The following is a 3,257-nucleotide window of genomic DNA, read 5'->3' as shown; positions in this document are numbered from 1 at the left end:
ATGAAGAGCTACGGCCGCGCCCCGACGTTCCTGATGGCCACCGGATACGAACAGGTCCGCTCCATCGCCGCCGCACTGGCCGGAGACCGCGAAGCCGCCGACACCGTCCAACTCGACCTACCCGAGACCGGCGTGTGCTCCACCGACCTGATCACCGACGACCTCCTTCCCGGAGCGCAGGGCGGCGGCTGCGGCACCTCGTGCGGCGCTGAACCGGCCTCGCCCACCGCCCAGGAGGCCGCGTCCTCCTGCTGTGGCACCCCCGAACCGGTCACCATCGGCGTCGGCGCGCCCGCCGGCCTCGGGTTCGCCACCGGACGCGTACACGGCTACTCGGGCGACGCTGAACACGGCGAGGTCTGACCGCCCGTGAGTTCCGCCTCCTCGACGTCGTCCCGGCGGCTCCGGCCGCCGGGACCGACCGGCATCTGCGCGGCGTTCTGATCGCCCTGTGCGTCACCGAGATCACCAGCTGGGGCGTCCTCTACTACGCCTTCCCCGTGCTCGCTTCCGCCATCACCGCCGACACCGGCTGGTCCACTCCCGCGATCACCGCGGCTTTCTCCGCCGCGCTCGTCGCCGCGGCCCTGGTCGGCATCCCCGTCGGGCGGTGGCTGGACCGCCGCGGCCCGCACCTGCTGATGACCGCCGGATCCGTGCTGGCCACGATCGCAGTGATCGGCCTGGCCGTCGCGCCGTCGCTCGCCTGGTTCGCCGCCGCCTGGCTCGTCGCCGGGATCGCGATGTCCGCCGTGCTCTACCAGCCCGCCTTCGCCGCCCTCACCCGCTACTACGGCCCCCGGCACCTCGCCGCGCTGACCACCCTCACCCTCGTCGCGGGCCTGGCCAGCACCGTGTTCGCGCCCTTCACCGACATCCTGTCGGGCCGCCTGGACTGGCGCGACACCTATCTCGTCCTGGCCGTCGTTCTGGCCGTGGTCACCATCCCGCTGCACGCCATCTCCCTGCGCCGCCCCTGGCCCCCGCCCCACGACCGGCCGCACACCCGGCCAGACGTCCCCGCCGGCACATCGCCCCAGGTCCAGCACATCACTCGCAGCAAGCCGTTCTGGATGCTGGCCGCCGCGCTCACCCTCTCGGCCTTCGCGATGTACGCGGTCCTGATGAACCTCGTCCCGCTGCTCGCCGAACGCGGCGCGTCCCCCGCCGTCGCCGCGTGGGCGCTGGGCCTCGGAGGCGTCGGGCAGGTCGCCGGACGCCTCGGCTACGGCATCCTCGCCCGCCGCACCGGCCTGCGCGCCCGCACCGCCGGGATCCTCGGGCTGTCCGCGGCCACCACCGCCGCCCTGGCCTTCCTTCCCGGGCCGGTCGCGCTGCTCATCGCCGTCGCCGTCCTCGCCGGGACCGCCCGCGGCGTCGCCACGCTGCTGCAGGCCACCGCCGTCTCCGACCGCTGGGGCACCACCGCCTACGGCTCCCTGTCCGGCGTCCTGGCGGCGCCCGTCACCATCGACGGGCGCATCGCCCCCGCAGTCGGAGCCGGACTGGCAGCCGCCCTCGGCGGCTACCCCGCCCTGTTCGCCGCGCTGACCGCGGTCACGGCCGCATCCGTTCTCCTTGCTCTTGGCAGTGTTCCCGACCAGAAAGCCCGGCCCCTCAGCGACCTTCCCCAACGGTGAGGATGACACCGAGTCGGCACTGGGCGATGGGTGCTTCGGCGCGGGTGACGGCTACGCACGACCTTCTTTGGTCTCGTCAGGTGCTTCGGTGTTCGGCTCGACCAGGGCGGTGGCCGCCTGGTCGGCGTCGCGCACGCTGAGGTATCTGCTCCAGTTGTGCTGGCCGTAGGTGGTCCAGCGGATCGCAGTATGGATGTGCATGCCGAGCAGATCGGCGAGGATGGCGGCGGGCAGGTCGGTGGCGAGACTGATGAGGGCGGTGTTCCGGGCTCTTCTGGCGGTGATGCCGTTGCTCGTCAATCGGATGCTCAGAGCCGAGGCGCTGATCGGCTGGCCTGGAACACGCCCAGGAAACAGATGGTGCGGTCCGCGTAGGCCGTGGGCGATGGTCGGTGGTTGCCCGCCGGGCTCAGCGGCCAGGCACAGGAGAAGTCTCGCGAGGCGAGGGGGTAGCAAAATGGGGTGGCGGCCGACGGCCAGGTAGGTGTGTTCGTCGTCTTGGGTGATCTGGTCCGCCGTGAGGTGCCGGATTCTCTCAAGGGTCAGGCCGAACAACAGAATGAGCGTTCCTGCTGCTCGGACGTCGATGGGTTTGGTGTCCTCGGTCAGGCATTCTCGGACGAGGTCCCAGCGTTCACAGTCATCGAGCAGGTCGGTGGGCTCTGCAGCCGGGATGATCGGGACGGTCAATTGACGCGTCAAGCGGCGAGCGCCGGCCCATTTCAGGAAGTACCGGATCTCGTAGTGGGTGCTGCGGTTGTCGGCTTCGAGCCATCGGTCGAGGTCATCTTGCTGGAGGTGTCCCAGGGGAATCTGCCGGGCGTCGAGCCAGGCCAGGAAGTTCAAGGCGACCGTGACCCGGCGCCGCAGCACACTCCCCGTCGCGGCGGGGTGCTTCCGGGAGGCGGCCCGGACGCGTGCACGGCGCAGCAGGTGCCAGTGAGCGAAGGGCCGGACGAGGTTGGCGTGATCGGCGGGTACGTCGGCGAGCTTGTCCTCCAGCCATCGGGGCAGGCGCTCGAGGTCCTCGTTCCGTTCAGGCAAGGCTCCGCTGTGGACCAGGAGCTGCCGGACGTAGTGGACGTTGCGGTCGAGCGGAAGGTCATCGAGCAGGTCGTGGGTCAGCGTTTCACCTCGGCCGACCAGCTTGGCGAGCAGCCGGGCACTGGCGCTGCCGGTGATCCACACGATCTGATTGAACGGGGAGTCGGTCGCGTTCAGGGCGGCGGCCAAGGGCTCCAGTTGCCCGGCGACCCGTCCATCGGGCCCGGTCAGCAGGGTGCGAACTCGGTCCGCTAGGACGCAATAGGCGCATCGCCCGTGACCATAGGGCCTGCCCGCCCGGCCGCACTGGCGGCAGGAGTAGTCGACCTCAAGCCCGGCGCACAGCCCGCACACGCCGCGCCGATCAGCGTCGCGGGCGATGAGCGGCTGAATCGTGCCACAGGTGGCGCAGGGCGCAGGGTTTCGCAGGATTGAGAGGGTAGCAGGTTTGGCGGACCGGGCCGATCGGCCAGCGAGCCGTCACCCGGCGGTGACGCTGAGGGGCCACGCGTTTTCCGGACAGCTTCTTCATGGGTGATCTGCGGGCAGATCTACGCTGCTTGCTGCCGATCC

The 3,257-nt window shown here is 70.7% G+C and carries 2 protein-coding genes and 1 pseudogene; 2 read left to right on the top strand and 1 reads right to left on the bottom strand.

Annotation, left to right across the window (positions count from 1 at the left end; all coding sequences use genetic code 11):
- Both BJF79_RS35475 and BJF79_RS35470 read left to right on the top strand, forming a co-directional pair.
- Positions 1-363 (top strand): annotated as a pseudogene (locus BJF79_RS35475) (flavoprotein); the annotation flags it as partial.
- A complete protein-coding gene (locus BJF79_RS35470; RefSeq protein WP_410050186.1) occupies positions 360-1,640 on the top strand; it encodes an MFS transporter in 1,281 nt (426 codons plus the stop codon). The pseudogene BJF79_RS35475 and the gene BJF79_RS35470, both read left to right, overlap by 4 nt.
- A gap of 51 nt (positions 1,641-1,691) precedes the next feature.
- Here BJF79_RS35470 and BJF79_RS35465 read toward each other — a convergent pair whose 3' ends face one another.
- Positions 1,692-2,873, bottom strand: a complete 1,182-nt coding sequence (locus tag BJF79_RS35465; RefSeq protein WP_075903990.1) for a hypothetical protein — start codon at positions 2,871-2,873, stop codon at positions 1,692-1,694.
- Between the last annotated feature and the right edge of the window lie 384 nt (positions 2,874-3,257).

The organism is Actinomadura sp. CNU-125, assembly GCF_001942465.1.
Classification (GTDB): domain Bacteria; phylum Actinomycetota; class Actinomycetes; order Streptosporangiales; family Streptosporangiaceae; genus Spirillospora.
This window is presented reverse-complemented; position numbering and strand designations above follow the sequence as displayed.